Annotated in this window: 15 protein-coding genes; 7 read left to right on the top strand and 8 right to left on the bottom strand. The window is 70.2% G+C overall.

The annotated features are described in order from the left end of the window. Positions 1-76 precede the first annotated feature (76 nt). A complete protein-coding gene (locus R2B38_RS50305; RefSeq protein ID WP_318022901.1) occupies positions 77-1,279 on the bottom strand; it encodes an NAD(P)/FAD-dependent oxidoreductase in 1,203 nt (400 codons plus the stop codon). Then, positions 1,276-1,473: a ferredoxin gene (locus tag R2B38_RS50300; protein ID WP_317882038.1), complete on the bottom strand. Its 198-nt coding sequence runs from the start codon at positions 1,471-1,473 to the stop codon at positions 1,276-1,278. The genes R2B38_RS50305 and R2B38_RS50300 overlap by 4 nt, the downstream gene beginning before the upstream one ends. Positions 1,474-1,557: 84 nt before the next feature. On the opposite strand from R2B38_RS50300, the gene R2B38_RS50295 reads away from it, so the two are divergent. The 5 genes from R2B38_RS50295 to R2B38_RS50275 all read left to right on the top strand — a co-directional run bounded on the left by R2B38_RS50295 (position 1,558) and on the right by R2B38_RS50275 (position 6,281). Further along, entirely contained in the window at positions 1,558-2,097 is a 540-nt protein-coding gene (locus R2B38_RS50295) for a PadR family transcriptional regulator (RefSeq protein WP_318022900.1), read from the top strand. Next, positions 2,094-3,308 carry a cytochrome P450 gene (locus R2B38_RS50290; RefSeq protein ID WP_318022899.1) on the top strand — a complete coding sequence of 405 codons (1,215 nt, stop codon included), beginning with the start codon at positions 2,094-2,096 and terminating at the stop codon, positions 3,306-3,308. Before R2B38_RS50295 ends, R2B38_RS50290 begins: the two co-directional genes overlap by 4 nt. A 25-nt stretch (positions 3,309-3,333) precedes the next feature. Then, a complete protein-coding gene (locus R2B38_RS50285) occupies positions 3,334-4,536 on the top strand; it encodes a cytochrome P450 (protein ID WP_318022898.1) in 1,203 nt (400 codons plus the stop codon). After that, a complete protein-coding gene (locus tag R2B38_RS50280; protein ID WP_318022897.1) occupies positions 4,533-5,519 on the top strand; it encodes an SDR family NAD(P)-dependent oxidoreductase in 987 nt (328 codons plus the stop codon). Before R2B38_RS50285 ends, R2B38_RS50280 begins: the two co-directional genes overlap by 4 nt. Positions 5,520-5,927: 408 nt before the next feature. Beyond that, positions 5,928-6,281, top strand: a complete 354-nt coding sequence (locus R2B38_RS50275) for a nuclear transport factor 2 family protein (protein WP_318022896.1) — start codon at positions 5,928-5,930, stop codon at positions 6,279-6,281. Here R2B38_RS50275 and R2B38_RS50270 read toward each other — a convergent pair. Then, complete coding sequence (locus tag R2B38_RS50270; protein ID WP_318022895.1) at positions 6,254-7,204, bottom strand: LysR family transcriptional regulator; 951 nt, start codon at positions 7,202-7,204, stop codon at positions 6,254-6,256. The two genes, R2B38_RS50275 and R2B38_RS50270, sit on opposite strands and share 28 nt — an antisense overlap. Positions 7,205-7,336: 132 nt before the next feature. On the opposite strand from R2B38_RS50270, the gene R2B38_RS50265 reads away from it, so the two are divergent. Then, positions 7,337-8,308, top strand: coding sequence for a CoA transferase subunit A (locus R2B38_RS50265; protein WP_318022894.1), 972 nt, complete (start codon positions 7,337-7,339; stop codon positions 8,306-8,308). A gap of 70 nt (positions 8,309-8,378) precedes the next feature. Then, positions 8,379-9,167 (top strand): CoA-transferase subunit beta, encoded by a 789-nt coding sequence (locus R2B38_RS50260; RefSeq protein ID WP_318022893.1) that lies wholly within the window; start codon positions 8,379-8,381, stop codon positions 9,165-9,167. Positions 9,168-9,189: 22 nt separating this feature from the next. On the opposite strand, the gene R2B38_RS50255 is transcribed toward R2B38_RS50260, so the two are convergent. From R2B38_RS50255 to R2B38_RS50235, 5 genes are read right to left on the bottom strand one after another with little or no spacing between them, the layout of a single operon-like run. Next, entirely contained in the window at positions 9,190-9,639 is a 450-nt protein-coding gene (locus tag R2B38_RS50255; protein ID WP_411978642.1) for an amidohydrolase family protein, read from the bottom strand. A gap of 20 nt (positions 9,640-9,659) precedes the next feature. Then, positions 9,660-10,388: a maleylpyruvate isomerase family mycothiol-dependent enzyme gene (locus R2B38_RS50250; protein ID WP_318022891.1), complete on the bottom strand. Its 729-nt coding sequence runs from the start codon at positions 10,386-10,388 to the stop codon at positions 9,660-9,662. Next, on the bottom strand, positions 10,385-12,085 hold the full coding sequence (locus R2B38_RS50245) for a (2,3-dihydroxybenzoyl)adenylate synthase (RefSeq protein ID WP_318022890.1): 1,701 nt from the start codon (positions 12,083-12,085) through the stop codon (positions 10,385-10,387). The genes R2B38_RS50250 and R2B38_RS50245 overlap by 4 nt, the downstream gene beginning before the upstream one ends. After that, entirely contained in the window at positions 12,066-14,141 is a 2,076-nt protein-coding gene (locus tag R2B38_RS50240; RefSeq protein WP_318022888.1) for an acetate--CoA ligase family protein, read from the bottom strand. Before R2B38_RS50240 ends, R2B38_RS50245 begins: the two co-directional genes overlap by 20 nt. Beyond that, positions 14,138-15,715 (bottom strand): FAD-dependent monooxygenase, encoded by a 1,578-nt coding sequence (locus R2B38_RS50235; RefSeq protein ID WP_318022887.1) that lies wholly within the window; start codon positions 15,713-15,715, stop codon positions 14,138-14,140. The genes R2B38_RS50240 and R2B38_RS50235 overlap by 4 nt, the downstream gene beginning before the upstream one ends. Between the last annotated feature and the right edge of the window lies 1 nt (position 15,716).

Genomic DNA, 15,716 nt, shown 5'->3' with positions numbered 1-15,716 from the left:
AGAGCCGATGTCGCTTGTGCGGGGCGCGTGACCGGAACGGGTGGCCACGCAGTGGGGGTGGGGGTGCCGCGGTGGCTCATCGCGTCGGCACGGCCGCGGTGGGCCGTGAGGCCTCGTTCGCCACTGCTTCGCGCCATGAGGTGTCCGCGGCCAGTGCCTGCCGCCAGCCACGGAGGACCTTGGGGGTGACTCCCACGCCCAGGATCCCGGTCAGGCGGTCGTCCTTCCGGTACGCCACCACGAAGTGACGCTCCGTCAAGTCGCCTTCCACCACGGCAACTTCGTCATGACCGCGGAGATGTCCGTATGCCTGGATCCGCATGTCGTACTGGTCCGACCAGAAGTACGGCACCGGCGCGAACGGCTTGCGTGCCTCCGGTGCGGCGAGCAGGTTGCGGGCGGCGGCCATGCCCTGTTCGGAGGCGTTCGTACGGTGCTCGATCCGCATCGAGGTGGCGAACAACGGGTTGTACCAACGCGCCACGTCCCCGGCCGCGTAGATCCCGGGGGCCGCCTCGCAGTACGCGTCGCACGACACACCGTCCTCCATGGCGAGCCCGCTGCCGGCCAGCCACTCGGTGTTGGGGCGCGAACCGACGGCGATCAGCACCGCGTCGCCCTCGACCAGCTCGCCGTCGGCCAGGAGCACTCCGGTGCCGGTCACCTCCAACACGGTCACCCCGGTACGCAACTCCACGCCCCGTTCCAGATGGGCCCGGGTGAGGACCTGACCGACCGCGGTGCCCACCACGTGCGCGAGGGGCACCGGCGCTGGTTCCAGCAGCGTGACGTCGGCGCCGAGACCCACGGCGGCGGCCGCGGCCTCCGCGCCGAGGAACCCGGCGCCGACCACGACGAGCCGGCGCCCGGGACCCAGCCGGTCCCGCAGCGCCAGCGCGTCGTCGAGCGACCGCAGTACCTGCGTGTCCTTGCCTGGCAGTCGGCGGGGACGTACTCCGGTGGCGATGACGAGACCGTCGTAGGACACCGTGGAACCGTCCGACAGCCGCACCGACCGGGTGGCCTGATCCAGTCCGGTCGCGGCGACGCCCAGACGTAGATCGAGACCGAGAGCGTCCAGGTCTGCCCCGGTGCGCAGGGCCAGCTGTCCGGTGTCCCACTGTCCGGTCAGGAACTGCTTGGACAGGGGCGGACGGTCGTAGGGCGGGTGGGGTTCGTCGCCCGCGAGGGTCAGCGTCCCGTCGTAGCCCTCCCGGCGCAGCGTCTCGGCCGCCGCGAGCCCCGCGGCCGAGGCGCCGACGACCACGATCCGCCTCACCGCTCCACCAGGCGGATCGCCGCTGCGGGACAGAGCGCTGCGGCTTCCTTCACACCGTCGAGGAGATCCGGGCCGGGCCGGTCGTCGAGCAGGACGGCGACCCCGTCCTCGTCCCGCTGATCGAACACGTCCGGAGCGGCCACGACACACTGGCCGGCGGCGACGCACTTGGGTTCGTCGAGTTCCACTTCCACATGCATGGTTTTCGTCCTCGTTCTCGGCGGAGTCGGGCGGGTGTTGATTGCTAGGTTACGGAGACCTAGGTTACGGTAACTGCTATGTGGATCGACATCCTCCTTTTGGCCGAGCTGGCCCGCGGGCCGCGTCACGGATACGAGTTGCGCCGGGAGGTGGAGGCGGCGACGGGGCACTCCTTGTCGAACAACTCCCTCTATCCACGGCTGCGTCAGTTCGTCGACGGCGGGGCGGTGCTGCGCAGTTCGGAGGAACAGGAGGCGAAGCCGCCGCGGCACGTCTACTCGATCACCGACGTCGGGCGGGAAGTCCTGCACGACATGCTGGCCGAGCTCCCCGAAGGGGGAGCGGACCAGTCGCGCGAGTTCCACGCGCGGCTGGTGAACTTCGCCTGGCTGAGCCCGGAGGAACAACTCCGCGTCCTTGAGGCGCGCGACTGGGTGCTGGTCCGCAACCGCGACCGTGTCGCCGCGCTGGCGTCCGTGCGGATGGAGCGTTGGAGCCGCCTGGCGCTCGACCACGGGATCGCCCGGATCGACGCGGAGCGCAGTTGGCTGGCCGGGATGAGAGCGGAGATCCAGAGCGGTGAGAACCCGTCCGAACCGACCCAGGAGCATCGATGAGCACGGTGACCGACGCGAACGAAACGGCTGATCTTCCGGTCTATCCCGGTGAGCGTTCCGCCCGCTGTCCTTTCGACCCCCCGGCCGACTACGCGAAGTGGCGCGAGGCGGAGGGGCTGCGCAGGGCGGTGTGGAACGGCCACACCGTCTGGGTGGTGAGCCGGATCGAGGACATCAAGACCGCCATGACGGATCCCCGGGTCAGCGCGGACATCGTCGGCAGGCTCCAGGGCGAGGAGCGGGGTGAGGGCGCGCCGCCGATCTTCCCGCGGATGGACGACCCGGAACACGCCCGGCTGCGCCGCATGCTGACCAAGGACTTCACCGTCAAGCGGGTCCAGGCCATGCGCCCGCGCATCCAGGAGATGGTGGACGACTTCCTCGACCAGATGATCGCCAAGGGTCAACCGGCGGACATCGTGCGGGACTTCGCGCTGCCGGTGCCGTCCTTCGTGATCTCCCTGCTGCTCGGAGTGCCGTACGCGGACCACGAGCTCTTCCAGGAGTACACGGCGGTCATGATGAGCCTGCATCGCCCGCAGGAGGAGCGGACCGCAGCGAGCAGGGCCCTGTTCGGCTACCTGCGGGAACTGGTAGCGCGCAAGGAGGCGGAGCCGGGCGACGACCTGATCAGCCGTCTGCTGGGCGAACACGTCACGAACGGGGACATCGACCGCGACACGGTGGCCATGAACGGTCATCTCCTGCTCAACGCCGGCCATGAGACCACGGCCAACATGATCGCCCTGAGCACTCTGTTCCTGCTCCGCCATCCCGACGACCTCGCCCGTATCCGGGACACCGACGACCCGAAGGTGGCCTCGGGCGCGGTGGAGGAACTGCTGCGCCACCTCACCATCGTGCACAGCCTGGTCGCCCGCGTGGCCGCCGAGGACGTCGAGATCGGCGGCCAGCTCGTCAAGGCGGGCGAGGGCCTCGTCATGAACCTGCCCGCAGGCAACCGGGACCCCGAATTCCTTGCCGAACCCGACGAGTTCGACATCGGCCGCGATGTCCGCGGACACGTCGCCTTCGGCCACGGAACCCACCAGTGCATCGGCCAGATCCTGGCCCGCGCGGAACTGGAGATCGCGCTGCCCACCCTGCTGCGCAGGCTTCCGGACCTGCAACTGGCGGTTCCCTTCGAGGAGTTGAGGTTCCGCGGCGACATGAGCATCTACGGCGTCCACGAACTGCCCGTCACCTGGTGAACCGCGACCGTACCGAGAGGCACCCATGACCGTCACAGAACCCCGGGCCTATCCGTTCGCCACCGAGAAGCTCGACTTCGACCCGCTGTACGCCGCGTTGCGGCGCGAACAGCCCTTGTGCCGCGTCCAGTTGCCGTACGGCGAACCGGCCTGGCTGGCCACCCGCTACGAGGACGTCAAGATCGTCCTCGGTGACCCGCGCTTCAGCCGCGCCGCCGCCGTCGGCCGGGACCAGCCCCGCTCCCGCCCCTATCCGGCGGGCGCCGGAGCGATGATCAGCCTCGACCCGCCCGAGCACAGCCGGCTGCGCAGGCTGGTTGCGAAGGCCTTCACCATGCGGCGCATCGACCAACTCCGGCCGCGCGTACAGCAGATCGCGGACGGACTCGTCGACACGATGCTGACCGAGGGCCCGCCCTCTGACCTCGTGCGCGACTTCGGACTGCCGCTGCCGATCGCCGTGATGTGCGAACTGCTCGGCGTGCCCTTCGAGGACCGCGGCGACTTCCGCCGCTGGGCGGACGCCTACCTGTCCACCAGCAAGTTCACCCGGGAGCAGGTGGCCGACTCCCGCGCACAGCTGAGGGAGTACGTCTCCGGCCTCACCGCCGAGCGGCGCTCGGAACCGCAGGACGACCTCCTCTCCGCCCTCGTCGCCGCCCGCGACGCCGAGGACCGCCTCTCCGAGGAGGAACTGCTGACGATGGCGGAGACCATCCTCGTGGCCGGCCACGAGACCACCGCCACCCAGATCCCCAACTTCGTCTACCTGCTGCTCACCAACCCCGACCAGCTCGCGGCCCTGCGCGCCGACCTCGACCTGGTGCCCAGGGCGGTGGAGGAACTGCTGCGCTACATCCCCGCCGGAGCGGGCAGCTCGCAGCCGCGCTACGCCCTGGAGGACGTCGAGTTGGGCGGTGTGACCGTGCGCGCGGGCGAGCCCGTGGTGGTCGACAGGTCCTCGGCCAACCGCGACGAGACCGTCTACACCGATCCTGAAGAACTCGATCTGACGCGCAAGGAGGCCCCCCACATCGGGTTCGGCCACGGAGCCCACCACTGCCTCGGCGCCCCGCTGGCCCGGATGGAACTCCAGGTCACCCTTCACACCCTGCTGACCCGGCTGCCGGGTCTGCGGTTCGTCGACTCCGCGGACGACGTCGTATGGAAGTCGGGCGTGTCCACGCGCGGTCCGGAGCGGATGCCGGTCACCTGGGACCACGCATGACCGACCTCGGGTTCGACGGCAGGGTCGCGGTCGTCACCGGCGCGGGCGGCGGGCTGGGCAGGGAGTACGCCCTGCTGCTGGCGTCGCGCGGAGCACGTGTCGTGGTCAATGACACCGGCGGGTCGACGGCGGGCGAAGGGACGGACGAGGGTCCTGCCGAGAGCGTGTCCCGGGAGATACGCGACCTTGGAGGCGAGGCGGTGGCGGACACGCACAGCGTGGCGACGCCCGAGGGAGGACATGCCGTCGTCCGTACCGCCCTGGACGCCTACGGCACCGTGGACATCCTCGTCAACAACGCGGGCATCCTGCGGGACGCACCGTTCCACGACATGACGGCCGAATTGCTCGACCCCGTCCTCGACGTCCACCTCAAGGGCGCGTTCTACGTCACCCGGCCGGCCTGGGACGTCATGCGGGAGCGGGGCTACGGCCGGGTGGTCAACACCACCTCGGCGGCCGGACTCCTGGGCACCGCGAACAAGAGCAACTACGGCGCCGCCAAGACGGGCCTGATCGGCCTCACCCGCGTCCTGGCCGCCGAGGGGGCCGCCTACGGCATCAAGGCCAACGCCGTGGCCCCGATCGCGCTCACCCGCATGCTCACCCAGTCCATGACGCGGACCGGAGAACAGGGGAAGACCCCCGAGCGAGAGCCCGAACGCGAACCTGGGCGTGCCGGGCAGGCGATGACCGTGGAACGCATGAAGTCCTTCGTCGACAAGCTCGATCCGGCGCTCGTCGCGCCGGCCGTCGCCTACCTCGCACACGAGGACTGTCCCGTCTCCGGCGAGATGTACACGGTGGGCGCCGGTCACGTCTCGCGGTTCTTCGTCGGCAGAACAGACGGCTACTTCAACCCGGCCCTGTCGATGGAGGACGTCCGGGACCACTTCGACGAGATCCGCGACGAGACGGGGTACACCGTCCCGAAGGATCCGGGCGAGGAGACCGGCCGGTTGTTCCGGACGGTGAGCGGCTGATAGGGCCGCGAGGCGCCCCGCCTCGGCAGGGCACGGACTGGGCGCGGGTCGGCCGGTCCCTGCCCGGCCGCAGGACGGGATCACCGGATACTGACGACCCTCTCGACGTGGGGCGCACCCGGCAGGCCAGTTGCACCGACAGGCCGAGGCGAACTCTGATCGTCCACCCAGGTGTTCCTGCTCGCGCCGTCGATGGGCGGATCGCTTTCCGTCGGCGCGGCGTTCGTAGGGCACGAGGTGGGCGTGGCTGCGGAAGGACTGGACCGAGTCGTCGGAGAGTTCGATGGCGGTAAACATCGATTCGATGCTTATAGCGATTCGATGTAACGTGGGAGAGGACAAGTGTCCGCGGCCCGTCAGCTCGCGAACAGACCTCAGACGGAAGTGGTTCCGATGGAAGACCGAGAGATGCAGACCCGTACCCCCGAAGAGGTCTACGCCAGTCATGGTGCGGCGTTGGTCGCCGAGGATCTGGACAAGCTTGCCGCCAACTTCGCGGAAGACGCGGTGGTCGTCACGCCGAAGGGCGTCCTGCACGGCAAGGAGGGTGTCCGGGAGAACTTCACCCGGCTGTTCGCCGATCTCCCGAAAGCCGACTGGGAGATGAAGACCACCCTCTTCGGCGGGGAGGTTCTCTTCCTGGAATGGACCGCGACGTCGGCGAAGAGCAGCGCGACCCACGGTGTCGACACCTTCGTCATCCGGGACGGCCTCATCAGGGCCCAGACGGTGCGTTACGAGCTGGCGTCGAACGACGTCTGACGTGACGGACCCGTGCCTCGGTCCATGGGCGGCCGAGGTGTGGGCAACGCTGTGGCAGCCACGGACAGGACGGTTCGCAAGGGCGCGGACGGATTGTCCGTACGCCAGGCCAGCGCGGCCTGCAGCTGTACGGCCGTTCCCGCCAAGGGGCGGTAGGCCAGGCCGTTCTGCTGGATGTGTCGGCACGAAGTGAGTGTCAGCGTCACCCCCACTCCTGCGGCCACCAGAGCGAGGATGGTGTAGGAATCGGGCGCTTCCTGAACCACCCTGGGCGTGAACCCGGCGGTCTCGCAGGTGCGGAAGGTGGCGTCGCGCAGGGACGAGCCGGCGTTGCCGGGGAAGCTGACGAACGGCTCGTCGGCCAGAGCGGCGACCGGGATCGACTCGGATTCCGCCAGCGGGTGGTCGAGGGGGAGCGCGCACACCAACTGCTCCTCGGCGATCACACGGGTGGAGACTCCGAGCCGGGTGACCGGAAGGCGGACGAAGCCGAGATCGAGCGATCCTTCCGCGACCCGCGCCAGGGCTACATTCGCGTACATCTGCCCTTCCAGCACAAGCTCGATCCCCGGATGCGACGCTCGGAGCGCCCGCGTGAGGAGCGGCAGGCTCTCGTGACTGGAAGCGCCCGCGAAGCCCACGGTGACTCGCCCGTACTCGCCTCGGCCGGCTGCCAGGGCCGCACGCTGTGCGACGTCGACGCCCGCGAGGACAGCCCGCGCCGGTTCCAGGAAGGAGCGGCCCGCGCTGGTCAACCGGACCGACCGGGTACTGCGCTCGAACAGTTGGACCCCGAGCTCCTTCTCCAGGCGCCGGATCTGCTGACTGAGTGGCGGTTGGGCCATCTGCAGCCGCTGAGCGGCCCTCCCGAAGTGCAGTTCCTCCGCCACGGCGACGAAGGCTGTCACATGGCGCAGTTCCATGGCCGTTCCCGTCCTTGCGGCTTTCGATATATCAATTCGCAGTCTCAGTGAGACTCTAATTTGGTATTGGACCCTACTCAATGAGTGGTGCCAAGGTGTGGTGGACCATTCGTCCACGCCGAGGAGCACCTCATGGGACCGGATGCCCTGCCCGCAGAGGCCGCGCGCTCTGCCAGGGACAAGACGATGGGGATGCGGGAAGCGATCAACTCCTTCGTCCACGACGGCGACACCGTCTGTCTGGAGGGCTTCACCCATCTCATCCCCACCGCGGCCGGCCACGAGATCATCCGGCAGGGACGCAGGAACCTCACCATCGTCCGGATGACCGCCGACATCGTCGTGGACCAGATGCTGGCCGGTGGCTGTGTCTCGAAGCTGGTCTCCTCCTTCGTCGGTAACTCCTCGGCGGGATCACTGGGGGAGTTGCGGCGCCGGATCGAGAGGGGAGTCCCCGAACCGTTGGAGTTCGAGGAGTACAGCCACTACGGCATGGTGTGCCGCTATCTCGCGGGAGCCCAGCGTCTGCCCTTCTACCCGCTGCGCTCCTACGCCGGGAGTGACCTGCCGTCGGTCAACCCGGCCCTCCGCAAAGTGACGTCGCCTTACGCGGGCCCGGACGGAGAACCCGAGCAGATCTACGTGGTGCCGCCGGTCAACCCCGACGTGACGATCGTGCACGCCCAGCGCGCCGACAGTGCCGGGAACACACAGGTCTGGGGGCTCACCGGAGTTCAGGCCGAGGCGGTCTTCGCCGCGCGCAGAGCCGTCGTCGTCGTGGAGGAGATCGTCGCCGACGAAGTCGTGCGGTCCGATCCGAACCGGACCGTCATCCCCGCGCACGCCGTGGACGCGGTCGTCGAGTGTCCTCGGGGAGCCCACCCCTCCTTCGCGCAGGGGTACTACGACCGGGACAACGCCTTCTACCGGTCCTGGTCGCACATCAGCGGAGACCCGGTGCGCCTGAAGAACTGGATGGCCGAGTGGATCCACGGCACACGCGACCACGCGGAATACCTGGCCAAGCTCCAGGGCGAGTTCGACTCGCGTCTCGCCGTCGGTGAGGCACTGAGCCTCCCGGTGAACTACGGACGGCGGCTGTGACCGACCCGAGCACCGACCCCGTACGAGCGGCATGCGCGCAACGGGCACGACGAGCCGAGGAGCACCGGACATGAACGCCCTGCCCGAGGAAGCCGCGACCGGATCCATCACCTCCTCCGAGCTGCTGGCCGTCGTCGCCTCACGTGAACTCGTCGGCAGGCGAACCGTCTTCGCCGGTATCGGCCTTCCGACCCTGGCCGCATCGCTGGCTCATCTGACGGTCGCCCCCACGCTGGAGATCGTCTACGAGTCGGGAGTGTGCGGAGCGCACCCGTCCCACCTGCCCGAGACCATCGCCGACGCCGTACTGATCACGGACGCCGAAGCGGTGCTCCCCATGCCTGCGCTCTTCGGCTACGTCCTGCAAGGCGGTCATATCGACGTCGGCTTCCTGGGGGCGGCCCAGATCGACCGGTGGGGCAACCTGAACTCCTCGGTCATCGGCGACTGGGCGCATCCGAAGGTCCGGCTTCCGGGTTCGGGCGGTGCGATGGAGGTCATGGCAAACGCCGGCGAGGTGTTCGTCGTGATGCGCCGTCACGAGCCGCGCTCGCTGCCCGACCGGCTCGACTTCTGCACCTCACCGGGACCGGACCGAGCCCTGGCCGACGGAATCCGTCCGCTCGGTGCGGGTGTCACCCGGGTCATCACCGACCTGGGCATCCTCGCGAGGCAAGGCCCCGGCGAAGAACTCCAGTTGGTGGCCATACATCCCGGGGTCACTGTGGACCAGGTCTGTGCGGCCACGGGCTGGGACCTACGGGTCGCCGGAACCGTGGCCACGGTGGCGCCCCCGACCGAGAACGAACTGCGCCTGCTGCGCCGGGATGTCGACCCCGGTCGTGTCTACCTGCGCTGAAAGGGCGTCAAGTCCCTTTCTCTCAGGTCGTGATGCTGACCGGTGACGACGTCCTCCCCAGCGTCGGCACAGACTTGGACCGTCGGCCCATGCGAGGGAAGACCGCGTTGAAGGCCTTCGACATCACCTTCGGCGCGGTAGAACCGGCACGGCGAGCCGTCGAAAGATGCGCCCGTTCTGTTCGGTCGAGCACGGCGGTGACCTCGTCGAAGGCGTCGGAGGTCGGAGAGACGGCCGTAGATCGAATACAGCTCCGTCGACGGGGAAGGCCGTTTGGCCCCAGGGCGGAGATCTTGACCATGGTGTTCGGCTCGGCGGCCACCGCGGCGAAATCGCGCCTCCACTGGCCGAGGGCGTCCTGTGTGCGTTCGACGGGCACGCCGGCATGGTCGAGGACCAGGGGGACGTCTTCGTGATCGGCTACGAGAGCCCCTGCCTGTCGGGACGGTTGGACGGCACCCGGCCGGCCCAACCGCCCCGACCACCGCCGATCTACAGCCAGGAAGGCAGCACGGGCAGTCCTTGCCGCAATTCCGAGGACGGAATCCGGCCGGTCAGCCAGCCCACCGTGGCCGCTGCCGTCGCCTTGAGCTCGACGGTTGATCCGGAGTCGTCGGATCGCGCCGCTCCGATCCGCCAGGTGCCGCGGCGGTCGGTCGGCGCAAGGGCGAGCGCGGGGCATGTGTCCTTGCGGGAAAGGGCGGCCGTGACGTCGTCCAGGAGCGCGTCGACCACGCCCGAGGGCAGGTCGTCGACCGAGATACCGCTGTCGAGATCGATGGCGTGAAGCCACACCTCGCGGACGCGCATCCAAGGGATCTCCGCTGCCGGAATCGCCCGGCCCAGCGCGCTGCGTACCTGGGCCTTCCACTGCTCGGTGTCGAGGTGGCGGAGGGCGTCATCCAGGTCTCGGGCGGTCGCCGTGACCCTGGATCGCAGTTCGGAAGCCGGGAGGGCCGCCGACTCGGCTATTTCGGCGGCCCGTTGATCGCGGCTCGCGTACATCGGGTTCTCGACGCCGGTACGTGCCCAGGTCGCGAGTCGGCCTAGTGCCTCGGCGTTGTGCGCGAGGTGGCCCACGACGTGGGCGCGGGACCACTGGGGCAGCTTGCTCGGGGACTTGAAGTCGTCGTCGGTCAACTCGCCGACAGCGGCCAGGAAGCGGGCGGTACCCTCGCGCATCCAGGGCAGGGTCAGTTCGAGATCGTGCGGGCCGCTCATACTGTCGCCTCCGAGGTCAGGCGCGCGGCGATGTCGTTCCGCAGTGCCTTCTTGTCGATCTTTCCGACCTTGGTGGACGCCAGCTCGTCGACGACCACGAGACGCTCGGGAAACTTGAACCGGGCGACTCCGATCTTCTCCATGAGGTCACGAACCTCGTCCAGCGTGACGGTCTCGCCGGGCCGTGGGACGACGTAGAGGCAGACGCGCTCGCCGAGTCGCGGGTCGGGCATGGCGACGGCCGCGACCTGGCTGACGGCGGGAAGCTGATAGACCAGGTTCTCCACCTCCTCGGCGGAGATGTTCTCCCCACCGCGGTTGATCATGTCCTTGTCCCGTCCCTCCACGATCAGGTTGCCCTCCGCGGTGCGGCGGCAGATGTCGCCGGAGCGATACCAGCCGTCGGGGGTGAAGGCGCGCGCGTTCTGCTCGGCCGCTCTGTAGTAGCCACGAGGCGTGTAGGGGCCGCGGGTGAGCAGCATGCCGGGCTGTGCGCCGGGGACGTCCTGGTCGAACGCGTCGACGATCCGTACCTCGTCGGCCGGGCACATGGGCCGGCCCTGTGTCGTGCACACGATGTCGTCGGGGTCGTCGAGCCGGGTGTAGTTGAGCAGTCCCTCGGCCATGCCGAAGACCTGCTGGAGGGTTGCCGTGAGGACCGGCTTCACCTTGTACGCCAGTTCGTCCGCCAACCGGGCCCCGCCCACCTGCAACACCCGCAGGCTCGCGAGCGCGGTTGATCCGTTCTCGGCCGCGTACTCCATCCACCGGGCGGCGACCGCGGGAACGACCGCGGTGTGCGTGACGCCCTCGCTCGCGATGGTGGCGAAGGCGCGGGCAGGCTCCGGGGAGGGCAGGGTGACGATCCGGCCGCCTGCCAGCAGCGTGCCCAGGATGCCTGGACAGGCGAGGGGGAAGTTGTGCCCTGCGGGCAGACTGACCAGGTAGACCGCGTCCGGCCCGACAGCGGCCACTTCCGCGCTCGCCCGGGCGTTGTAGGCGTAGTCGTCGTGGGTGCGGGCGATGAGTTTGGGCAGGCCGGTGGTCCCGCCGGAGAGCAGGAAGACGGCCACGTCCCGGGCTGCCGGGGCCGCCGCGTCGAGGCGTGCCCGGTCGGCCTTCGCGTCCCGCGAGGGCCCGCACAGGGCGCGGAGATCGATGCTGCCGGGCGCGATGTCGTCTCCGGCGACGAGGACGTGCCAGTCGGCGCCGGTGGCGGCGCGCACATCGGCGGCCAGCTCGTGTCCGAGTGCCTGGTGGTCGAAGTCGCGCATGACGTCCGGCACGGCGATCGCCACCGCCTCGGCGTGCCTGGCCAGATAGGCCAGTTCGGCGCGCCGGTGGGCCGGCAGGGCCATCACCGGCACGATGCCGGCACGCAGACAGGCGAGCGTGAGGACCACGAACTCCCAGCCGTTGCCCAACTGTACGACGATCCGGTCGCCCGCCGCGATGCCCAGCTCCAGCAGTCGTACGGCGGCGGCGTCGGCCCGTGCGGCGAGTTCGGCGTGGGTGAGGCGGACGCCGGCGCCGCCGAGCGCGACGGGATCCACGAGTGCCGGGGCGTCCGGCACCCGGTCCGCGACCTCCTGGAGCAGGGTGGCCAGAGGCACCCCCGCCCAGTACCCCTCGGCGACGTAGCGGGCCACCGCCGCGTCCGGCCAGGGGACGGTGTTCTCAGCTATCGGGGTGGGCATCGTCGGCCTCCCTCGTGATGATGACGGCGTCGAGCGCGACCAGGCCGTGCGCGGTGAGACGCAAGGGGTTGATCTCGACCTCGTCGAGGTGCGGGTTGGCAGCCAGGAAGGTGCCCAGGGAGGCAACCGTCCGGGCCAGGTCGTCGGGGTTCAGTACGGGACCGCCGCGCCAGCCGCCGAGCAGTGCCCGTCCGGCCAGCTCCTCCGGCATGGCGGCGGCCTCGGCCGGAGAGAGCGGGGCGAGCCGGATGGCGACGTCGGCCAGTGCCTCGGCCGTCGTACCGCCCAGGCCGAGCAGCACGATGGGGCCGAACACGGGATCGCGGCGCGCGCCGACGACCAGGTCGACCCCCGCTGGTGCCATCGACTCGACGAGGTAGCGGCGCGCCCCCGCGGCATCGAGCCTGTCGAGAGCCGTGTCCAGTTCGGCGGGCGTCGTGATGCCCAGATGCACACCGCCGATCTCGGTCTTGTGCAGCACCGTGGCGTCGAGGAGCTTGACCGCCACGGAGCCGCCCAGTTCGGCGAGCGCGGTGTGGGCGGCGGCCCGGTCGGAGCAGGCCCGGCGTGGCATCGTCGCCACTCCCAGCCGGTCGAGCAGATCCTTCGCCTCGGCCTCGTCGTGTCCGCCGGCGATGTCGGTGGGCACGACGGTGTGGTCGGTCGCGGGCGCTGTGCGGGTTCGGGCGCGTGCGTCCGTCAGCAGGGCCGCGGTGGCGGCTGCGACTCCGCGAGGGTCGGCGGCCACGGCGATTCCCGCTTCCAGGAGTGCCCTGCGTCCTCGTACCACCGCCTCACCGGTTCCGCCGAGGCCCAGCACCAAGGGGACACCGACGGTGCTGCCCTCGCGCGCGGCGGCGACGATGTCCACGGCGTCGGGTTCGTGCAACGCGTACCCGGCGATGACGTCCACGCCCGGGTCCGCGCCGACGGCCGTGAGGACGGCTCCCAGCTCCGGACCGGGGCGGCCGGTGTCGACGGGGTTGCGCTGGAAGGTCAACGGCGGCAGCAGCCCGGCCAGGGTGGCCTGTGTGCCGGCCGTGAGTTCCGGGACGCGGGCGCGGCGCCCCCGCAGATCGTCGAGGAGCAGCAGACCCGGGCCGGCCTGTGCGGTCACCACTCCGACGCCCGGGTCGGCACCGGGCCGGGCCCGCGTGACCGCCAAGGCACCCACGGCGTCGACCAGTTCACGCTCGTCGTCGACCAGCACCGCGCCCGCCTGGGCCAGGGCGGCCCGTGTCGTGCGCCAGGACGTGGCGAGGGCTCCCGTGTGCGAGGCCGCGAAGGCACCGACGTCGTGTCGGCCTACGACCAGGGCGACGACCGGACGCCGCGCGGCGAGCCGACGTACGCTCGCGACCAGCCGAGGGCCGTCGGGCACCGACTCGATGTGCAGGGCGACGGCGCCCGTCTCCGGGTCGTCCGCCAGCTGGTCCAGGACGTCGGGCGCCGTGATGTCCACACCGTTGCCGAGCCCCACAGCAAGGCTGAGCCCGTGTCCGGTCTCGGTCAGTGCGAACGCCAGGGCGTGGTTGACACCGCCGCTCGCCGCTACGACGGCCACCTTCCCGGGCCTGACCTGGGCCACTCCGGGGACGAAGCTGGCGATCACTCCCGCGTGGGGTGCGAGGAAACCACTGGTGTTGGGGCCGAGCAGCCTGATGCCCGTGGCCCGGACCACCTCGGCGAGTCGGCGCTGGTACTCGACGCCGGGCCCACCGGCTTCGGCGAACCCTCCGCCGCAGATCACCGCGGCACCCGCCCCGGCGGACGCGGCCTCGGCCAGCACGTCGGGGCAGGCCGCCGCCGGAACGCAGATCACCGCGAGGTCGACGGGCCCGTACTTGGCCGCCTCGGCGACCGAACCGTACATGGTGTCGTCGCGGCCGTTGACGAGCGCCAGGTAGTTCCCGACATCGGCGAAGCCGGACAGTGAACGGGCCATGGCGGCGCCGAGCTTCCCGGCGTTGCGGGAGGCGCCGACGACGGCGATGCCGCGCGGGGCGAACAAGGACCGGAGACCGCTGCTGACAGCGGTGGGCAGCGTGCTGGTCACCGGGCGACTCCCACCAGGTCGGCGCGACCGGAGAGCACCTTGGTCAGCGCAAGGTCGCGATCGGGTTCGGGCTCGATCGACAGGGCCGGGAGGTTCTCCCGCATGCGGGCCCGCTCGCAGACAAGGGTGCGGGTGAGCGGCGTACCACCGTGCACGGCCACCAGCTCCGGGCCGTCCGGATCGGTGAGTTCGGCGAGCCGCGCGAACACCTCGGGCAGTCCGGCCTCGGTGTCGGGAGCTTTCAGGAGCGCTCCCCAGCCGCCGCCGCCGGCGACCGGACCGGCCGACAGCGGCAGGTCGGGCGTTCCCCGTACGGCGACGGGCGTGCCCCCGGCGTCGGTCACGACATCGACGAGCCGGCCCGGCGCGCTCCAGTTGGCGCCGGCGAACGGCGTCTCCAACGGCTCCGTCCCGTGCTCGGTGATCCAGCCGCCGTGGCTGGAGGCGACGAACTCCGGTGCCCTACGGGCCAGTCGGGCGTCGCCGATGCTGCGGGTGAGGAAGTGGTAGGCGAACTGCCACGGCCGGAAGGTGTCGTAGTAGCGGCCGAAGTGTTCCCACCAGGCCAGGCTCGGACGTGCCGAGTCCTGGATCTTCCGTACGGAGGGCTGGGCCGTCCGCTCGTAGGCGGCGAGCGCCGCGGGCAGGTCGCCGGGATGGTCGGTGAGGGCACGCGCGAGTTCCACCGCGTCCTCCATCGCCATCTTGGTGCCGGAACCCACGGAGAAGTGGGCGGTGTGCACGGCATCGCCGAGCAGGGCGACCGGCCGGGGATCGAGCGTGTGCCAGTGCCGGGTACGCCGGGTGCGGAAGTTGCCCCACCGGGAGTTGTTTGTCAGCAGTTGCCCGCCCTCGATCTGCTCGGCGAACAGCTTCTCCAAGTACTCCTTGGACTTCAGGTCGCTGGCGCCGGGCGGCTGGGTGACATCGAACTCGTCCAGCCCGGCGTGCCGCCAGGACTTCTCGTCGGTCTCCACGATGAACGTCGACACGGAGTCGGAGATCGGGTAGCCGTGGACCGCGAACACGCCGTCCGGACTGCGCTCGTGGACGAAGGTGAGCCCGTCGAAGAGGTAGTCCGTGCCGAACCAGATGAACTTCGCCGTGGCTGTCTCCACCTCTGTGCCCAGGCCGGGACCGAGCTCCTCGCGGATCTTCGATCCCGCTCCGTCCGCGGCGACGACGAGGTCGTAGCCGTCCAGGTCGTCGAGCGTCACCTCGGTGGAGAACCTGAGGCCGGCTCCGACGTCACGGGCCCGCTCCTGGAGCAGGAGGAGCAGCGTGCGCCGTACGATGGCCGCCATGCCGTTCCCGCCGCAGCGGACGCGTTCGCCCTTGAGCCGGACCTCGATCTCGTCCCAGTGCCGGCCGTGCTCGGTGAGCGCCTCGCGCAGGACCGGATCGGCCTCGTGGATGGCCTCAAGAGTGCGGTCGGAGAACACAACGCCGAAACCGAAGGTGTCGTCGGCGCGATTGCGCTCGAACACGGTGACCTCGGCAGACGGATCGGCCTGCCGCATCAGAGCGGCGAAGAACAGCCCGCCGGGCCCACCGCCCACCACTGCGATACGCATG

It is taken from the genome of Streptomyces sp. N50 (genome assembly GCF_033335955.1).
Lineage (GTDB): Bacteria > Actinomycetota > Actinomycetes > Streptomycetales > Streptomycetaceae > Streptomyces.
The sequence above is the reverse complement of the archived record's forward strand: the minus strand, read 5'-3'. Positions and strand labels throughout refer to the sequence as shown.

Excerpts from the sequence above, each read along its gene's own strand:
- R2B38_RS50285 (WP_318022898.1), top strand. The coding sequence starts at position 3,334 with ATGACCGTCACAGAACCCCGGGCCTATCCGTTCGCCACCGAGAAGCTC.
- R2B38_RS50260 (WP_318022893.1), top strand. The coding sequence starts at position 8,379 with ATGAACGCCCTGCCCGAGGAAGCCGCGACCGGATCCATCACCTCCTCC.
- R2B38_RS50250 (WP_318022891.1), bottom strand. The coding sequence starts at position 10,388 with ATGAGCGGCCCGCACGATCTCGAACTGACCCTGCCCTGGATGCGCGAG.
- R2B38_RS50290 (WP_318022899.1), top strand. The coding sequence starts at position 2,094 with ATGAGCACGGTGACCGACGCGAACGAAACGGCTGATCTTCCGGTCTAT.
- R2B38_RS50295 (WP_318022900.1), top strand. The coding sequence starts at position 1,558 with ATGTGGATCGACATCCTCCTTTTGGCCGAGCTGGCCCGCGGGCCGCGT.
- R2B38_RS50275 (WP_318022896.1), top strand. The coding sequence starts at position 5,928 with ATGCAGACCCGTACCCCCGAAGAGGTCTACGCCAGTCATGGTGCGGCG.
- R2B38_RS50245 (WP_318022890.1), bottom strand. The coding sequence starts at position 12,085 with ATGCCCACCCCGATAGCTGAGAACACCGTCCCCTGGCCGGACGCGGCG.
- R2B38_RS50270 (WP_318022895.1), bottom strand. The coding sequence starts at position 7,204 with ATGGAACTGCGCCATGTGACAGCCTTCGTCGCCGTGGCGGAGGAACTG.
- R2B38_RS50280 (WP_318022897.1), top strand. The coding sequence starts at position 4,533 with ATGACCGACCTCGGGTTCGACGGCAGGGTCGCGGTCGTCACCGGCGCG.
- R2B38_RS50265 (WP_318022894.1), top strand. The coding sequence starts at position 7,337 with ATGGGACCGGATGCCCTGCCCGCAGAGGCCGCGCGCTCTGCCAGGGAC.
- R2B38_RS50235 (WP_318022887.1), bottom strand. The coding sequence starts at position 15,715 with ATGCGTATCGCAGTGGTGGGCGGTGGGCCCGGCGGGCTGTTCTTCGCC.